Raw genomic sequence first — 5,774 nt, 5'->3', positions numbered from 1 at the left:
GTGTATAAGAGACAGCCCTACTCCCCTCCTCCCTGTTCCCTCTCTTTTTCCCAAAGTTTCAGCAAATCGGGACGACGGGAAGCTGTGCGCTGAATTTGTTGTTGAAAACGCCAACGAGCGATCGCTGCATGATTACCACTTAGTAGCACATCTGGGACTTGCCAACCACGAAAATTTGCCGGACGAGTGTACTGGGGAAAATCCAACAAATATTCCTCAAAACTTTCCGTCTTCAGCGATTCCTCCTTACCCACAGTTCCCGGAAGCAGACGCACCACACCATTGATCAAAACCATCGAAGGAATTTCTCCCCCTGTCAGGATAAAATCCCCCAAAGAAATCTCCCGATTCACCAAATTTAGCACCCTGTCATCTACCCCTTCATAATGACCACAGATCACAACCAACTGGTCGTAATTCGTGGCTAATTCGCGCAGCAAGGGCTGGTTCATTGGTTGTCCCTGGGGACTCATCAAAATCACATCTCGACGGGGTAAAATCGGCAAAGACTCCACAGCCGCAAAAATCGGTTCTGGCTTCATCAACATTCCCACACCACCACCATAGGGTTGATCATCCACCTTATGGTGCTTATCCGTAGTGAAATCTCTAGGATTAACTAAATGCACTTGAGCAATCTGTTTAGCTAAAGCCTTAGCCAACAAACCAGAATTGAGGATTGATGTAAAACAGTCAGGAAAAAGTGTAACTATATCAAAACGCACAGTAATTCGGATTCGATAGAACTAATTTTAAGGGTAGATACTTAGCCAATACCATAACTGATAACCTAGCATGGATTCAGGACTCAGAAGTCAGGAGTCAGGAGTATGGCTAACGCCACGCTGCGCTATCAGGAGGTAGGGGCGCAGGGACTGCGCCCATTCAGGAGTTCAGGAGTCAGGAGAAGAAATAATAAAGAAGGAAGTTTCTCTCTTCTTACCTCTTGCCTTTTTTGTCAGTCATAGAAAAACTAAAAATCTACCAACAGTGCCTAAAAATACCAAGATTCTTAATTTCTTAGTGAGATCAAAAGTTTTTCTAATTACTTAATTTATGTTTAAATATTGTCACTACTAAATTTAAATTAATAATCCCACCAAAGTTAACAACTTCCGGGATACATCCAACCAGCCTCAGAAGTAAGAGTGTCAAGACCGACTAAATCCTAAGTCCAGAAGGGAATTATAGTTAATTTAGCACTATGAAAGCCATCTGGAAAAAGTAGATAGGTAAAAAACAAGATGTTGGCCATGAGAACGACGGACATGAGAAAATTGAGGCATCGTGTGCGTCAAGCAGTGTCCTCTCATCAAACCTGAAGTTGTTGACTCCCTCAAGCAGAAACACAATGCCGCAGTTAGAAGTTAAATCGCTGGAAATGAGGACACCCCAAGCTACTAAAACCGCCGTACTAGTTATCGGAGGCGCAGAAGATAAAGTTCATGGACGTGAAATTCTAAGAACTTTTTTTGTTCGTGCTGGTGGTAACAAGGCGTATATTACAATAATTCCATCAGCCTCCCGTGAGCCTGCCATTATCGCTGGTAGGTACGTTCGCATTTTTGAAGAAATGGGTGCGGAAAAGGTTGAGATATTAGACATTCGGGAACGGGAACAATGCGAAAATCCTGAGATTAAAGCATCCCTCGAAGCCTGTAGTGGTGTCTTCTTAACCGGAGGAGACCAACTGCGCCTTTGTGGAGTCCTGTCCGACACACCAGCAATGGAAATTATCCGCCAGCGGGTGAGAGCCGGACAACTGACTTTGGCAGGAACAAGTGCTGGAGCAGCCGTGATGGGACATCACATGATCGCAGGTGGTGGTAGTGGTGAAACACCCAATCGTTCCCTAGTGGACATGGCAACAGGCTTAGGATTCATTCCTGAAGTTGTCGTTGACCAACATTTCCATAACCGGAATCGGATGGGACGACTTGTTAGTGCGATCGCCGCTCACCCAGATAGATTAGGCATTGGGATAGATGAAGATACCTGTGCCGTATTTGAACGCGATGGTTGGCTACAAGTTATGGGCAAAGGCAGCGTCACTATTGTTGATCCTACCGAACTTACCCACACTAATGAACCCAATGTTAGTGCTAACCAACCCCTGACAGTACATAATTTAAGACTACATATCCTTAGTTACGGAGATCGCTTCCATCTTTACCAACGTACTGTTTTACCTGCTGTGCATCGCATCTCTAGCTGACGATGTAGAAGATATAGAGCATATCAGGTAACACTGATTTGACCGCATCTTGATTTCTTCTTCTAGAGTTTAGATCAATTCCATCTAAGAAGGAAAAACTGCTTCAAATGCCAAATTTAGCGGTCAATTCCAGCAAAAAACTAGAATTTTGGTTACGAATCTCCATCTACCTATTCCCATGAGAATCCTCAAGATCCAGACCTTACGCGGCCCAAATTACTGGAGCATTCGACGGCATAAACTGATCGTTATGCGCCTAGACTTAGACAAACTTGCCGAAACCCCCTCAAATGAAATACCTGGCTTTTATGAAGGACTAGTAGAGGCACTGCCAAGTCTAGAGGGTCACTACTGCTCCCCAGGCTGTCGTGGTGGTTTTCTAATGCGGGTGCGAGAAGGCACCATGATGGGTCATATAGTGGAACACGTAGCCTTAGAACTCCAGGAATTAGCGGGAATGCACGTAGGTTTCGGTCGCACCCGTGAAACCGTCACACCTGGTATTTACCAAGTAGTGATTGAGTACCTAAACGAAGAGGCGGGTCGCTATGCAGCCCGGTCAGCAGTCAGGCTATGTCAAAGTATTATTGACCGGGGACGTTATCCCAAAGCCGAACTAGAGCAAGACGTTCAAGACCTCAAAGACTTTTGGCGTGATGCTTCACTAGGACCTTCCACAGAAGCCATTATCAAAGAAGCGGAGAAAAAAGGTATTCCTTGGATGCCTTTACCAGCTAGATTCTTAATCCAATTGGGCTATGGTATCCACCAAAAACGGATTCAAGCCACAATGACCAATAACACAGGCATTCTTGGTGTAGAACTAGCCGGTGATAAAGAAGCTACTAAACGAATTCTCGATGCCAACGGCGTACCAGTCCCCAGAGGTACAGTCATCAATTTCTTTGATGATTTAGAAGAAGCCATTGAATATGTTGGTGGTTATCCCATCGTGATTAAGCCTTTAGACGGTAATCATGGACGAGGAATCACCATTGATATCCGCAACTGGGAAGACGCAGAAGCAGCTTATGAAATGGCTCGACAAGTCTCTCGCTCAATCATTGTTGAGCGATACTATGTGGGAAGAGATCATCGAGTATTAGTAGTTAATGGCAAAGTAGTTGCTGTAGCAGAGAGAATTCCTGCTCATGTCGTGGGTAATGGCAAATCTACAATTACAGAACTAATTGAAGAAACAAACCTTGACCCTAAACGTGGTGACGGACATGATAACGTCTTGACTAAAATCGAACTAGACCGTACCAGCTATCAACTTCTAGATAGACAAGGGTACACCATCAACAGTGTGCCACCCCAGGGAGCAATTTGTTACTTAAGAGCTACAGCTAACTTAAGTACAGGTGGTAGTGCTGTAGATCGCACAGACGAAATTCACCCAGAAAATCGCTGGTTAGCACAACGGATAGTCAGAATTATCGGCTTAGATGTAGCTGGTATAGATATCGTGACTTCAGATATTAGCCGTCCCTTAAGAGAATTAGACGGTGTAATTGTTGAAGTCAATGCTGCCCCTGGTTTCCGAATGCACGTTGCCCCCAGCATTGGCATCCCCCGCAATGTCGCCGGCGCAGTCATGGATATGCTGTTCCCCAACGAACAATCTAGCCGCATTCCTATACTTTCAGTTACAGGTACGAATGGTAAAACCACCACAACTCGCCTGTTAGCTCATATTTATAAGCAAACTGGTAAGGTTGTCGGCTACACAACTACAGATGGTACTTATATCGGTGATTTCTTAGTAGAATCGGGAGATAATACAGGTCCTCAAAGCGCCCATGTTATCCTTCAAGATCCGACCGTAGAAGTAGCCGTATTGGAATCGGCTCGCGGTGGCATTCTCCGCTCTGGGTTGGGTTTTGAAAATGCTAATGTAGGTGTAGTATTAAATGTGTCCGCTGACCATTTAGGCATCGGTGATATAGATACTATTGAGCAATTAGCCCATCTCAAAAGCGTAGTTGCTGAAGCTGTTTTCCCTGATGGTTATACGGTACTCAATGCCGATGATCACCGGGTTGCTGCTATGGCAGAAAAAACTAAGGCGAACATTGCCTACTTTACCATGAATCCAGACTCAGATCTGGTACGGAAACATATCCAACAAGGTGGAGTAGCCGCAGTCTATGAACATGGTTATCTGTCCATTGTCAAAGGTGATTGGACGCACCGCATCGAAAGGGCAGAAAATATCCCCTTGACAATGGGTGCAAGAGCGCCATTTATGATTGCTAATGCTTTAGCCGCTAGTTTGGCAGCTTTTGTTCAGGATGTCACCATTGAGCAAATTCGCGCTGGTTTAAGAGGCTTTCGTGCTTCCGTAAGTCAGACCCCAGGACGGATGAATTTGTTTAATTTGGGTAAATACCATGCTTTGGTAGATTATGCCCACAATGCTGCTAGTTACGAGGCTTTGGGGTCATTTGTCCGTAATTGGACAACGGGACAGCGCATTGGTGTAATTGGTGGTCCGGGCGATCGCCGTGACAAAGACTTTGTTACTCTAGGTAGATTATCAGCAAATATCTTTGACTACATCATTGTTAAAGAAGATGATGATACTAGGGGTAGACCTCGTGGTTCAGCTTCAGATTTGATTGTCGAAGGCATTACCCAAGTGAAGCCTAATTACCGCTTTGAATCAATTTTGGATGAAACCACAGCTATTAACAAAGCCTTAGATATGGCTACTGATGGTAGTTTGGTAGTAGTTTTGCCAGAAAGCGTAAATCGGGCTATTAAGTTAATTAAGGTACGAGGTGTACAGGAAGAAATCCAGCCTCAGCAATCAATTAACAATGATTCCCAAAATGGGATAGCACCTTCTTCTGTAGTTAATACGCTGATTTAGCTTAAACAGTAGAAGCCTCTCACCTACCCGATAGGGCGATGAGGAATGAACACTTTCTTGATTTTTTTTTCAAATATTTGATATAATTTTCAACAGTAGGTGTAACTCAATTAAATGCTGAAAAGCAGCCTATCAAAAAAGTTAAAAATTATCTCAAAAAGTCCCTAGTGCTTATGGCTTTAAATCTCGGTTAATGTCTTCATAGAAGAGTCGCCGAGAAGCCCACACTCACCTATTCGCGCAAGCGTGCCGCAAGGCACAAGGGAGTGTGTGGAGTATGCCAAAAGCATATTTTGTTTGTAAATTTCCCTCAGACTAATTCATAATTTAATAATTTAAGTCTGGGGGTTAATTAATATTAGGTAAGATTTAGCCAAAATCTTTATTGATAATAATAACACAGGCATATTATTTAGTATTTTGCCTATAAAATAGAATATGGGTGGGAACCAGGGGGAACGCATCTAAAAGTATTAATTATCTGTCTCGATCTTTTCTAATCATTTCTTTCGTTTTCCTTTAGGTTGATACTTCGCACCTCTGAGAAAATCACCTAAATCTGAATTTTTGCTAATGTCATAGTTACCTTCATCAAACTTATCCTTTAATTCTTTTTTATATTTATCAAGTTCTTGTGGTACAGAACTTTTAGATAAAATATAGGTTTTTGCAGTAAAACTTAAT

4 protein-coding genes are annotated in these 5,774 nt (G+C 43.3%); 2 read left to right on the top strand and 2 right to left on the bottom strand.

Annotated features, from left to right (window positions below):
- Positions 1 to 17: 17 nt before the first annotated feature.
- Positions 18 to 725 carry a tRNA (guanosine(37)-N1)-methyltransferase TrmD gene (trmD, locus tag IQ228_RS19515; protein ID WP_027401349.1) on the bottom strand — a complete coding sequence of 236 codons (708 nt, stop codon included), beginning with the start codon at positions 723 to 725 and terminating at the stop codon, positions 18 to 20.
- A 626-nt stretch (positions 726 to 1,351) separates the two neighbouring features.
- On the opposite strand from trmD, the gene IQ228_RS19510 reads away from it, so the two are divergent.
- On the top strand, positions 1,352 to 2,215 hold the full coding sequence (locus tag IQ228_RS19510) for a cyanophycinase (protein ID WP_027401350.1): 864 nt from the start codon (positions 1,352 to 1,354) through the stop codon (positions 2,213 to 2,215).
- Positions 2,216 to 2,393: 178 nt separating this feature from the next.
- Positions 2,394 to 5,090: a cyanophycin synthetase gene (gene cphA, locus IQ228_RS19505; RefSeq protein ID WP_193964026.1), complete on the top strand. Its 2,697-nt coding sequence runs from the start codon at positions 2,394 to 2,396 to the stop codon at positions 5,088 to 5,090.
- A 500-nt stretch (positions 5,091 to 5,590) separates the two neighbouring features.
- On the opposite strand, the gene IQ228_RS19500 is transcribed toward cphA, so the two are convergent.
- A partial coding sequence (locus IQ228_RS19500) for a hypothetical protein (RefSeq protein ID WP_193964024.1) occupies positions 5,591 to 5,774 on the bottom strand: 184 nt, incomplete at its 5' end.

Origin of the sequence: Dolichospermum sp. LEGE 00246 (genome assembly GCF_015207865.1) — a bacterium.
Taxonomy (GTDB): Bacteria; Cyanobacteriota; Cyanobacteriia; order Cyanobacteriales; family Nostocaceae; genus Dolichospermum; species Dolichospermum heterosporum.
The sequence above is the reverse complement of the archived record's forward strand: the minus strand, read 5'-3'. Positions and strand labels throughout refer to the sequence as shown.

Excerpts from the sequence above, each read along its gene's own strand:
- IQ228_RS19510 (WP_027401350.1), top strand. The coding sequence starts at position 1,352 with ATGCCGCAGTTAGAAGTTAAATCGCTGGAAATGAGGACACCCCAAGCT.
- cphA (WP_193964026.1), top strand. The coding sequence starts at position 2,394 with ATGAGAATCCTCAAGATCCAGACCTTACGCGGCCCAAATTACTGGAGC.